Origin of the sequence: Acinetobacter sp. UBA3025 (assembly GCF_002367915.1) — a bacterium.
Taxonomy (GTDB): Bacteria; Pseudomonadota; Gammaproteobacteria; order Pseudomonadales; family Moraxellaceae; genus Acinetobacter.
Genome location: NZ_DFDO01000005.1, coordinates 11,893 through 12,217, shown reverse-complemented (window position 1 = coordinate 12,217; position 325 = coordinate 11,893). Strand labels below are relative to the sequence as shown.

The window sequence follows — 325 nt, the reverse complement described above, 5'->3', positions numbered from 1 at the left end:
TATCTTTCCATGGTTTCGCATTTTTTCTAGGTGGAATCACCGCATGTGCTTGCCGATCTGCAATGACCTGACGGCATTGCTTGGTGTCATAAGCTCCATCGGTATAAACAGAGTCAATCTGCTCATCTTGTGGAATCTGATTAAGTAAATCACCAAGCACCTGTGAATCACTGACATTATTGGTTGTGAGCTGAATAGCGCGTATTTGTAGGGTTTTGGCATCTATACCAATATGTAGTTTACGCCATTGGCGACGATATTCAGCTCCATGTTTCTTGCGTTTCCATTCGCCCTCACCTAGAAACTTCATGCCTGTAGAGTCTAC

1 protein-coding gene is annotated in these 325 nt (G+C 43.7%); it reads right to left on the bottom strand.

Translation table 11 applies throughout. The annotated features are described in order from the left end of the window. On the bottom strand, positions 1-325 hold a 325-nt coding region (locus tag B4J23_RS00185), incomplete at both ends, for an IS5 family transposase (RefSeq protein ID WP_291358131.1).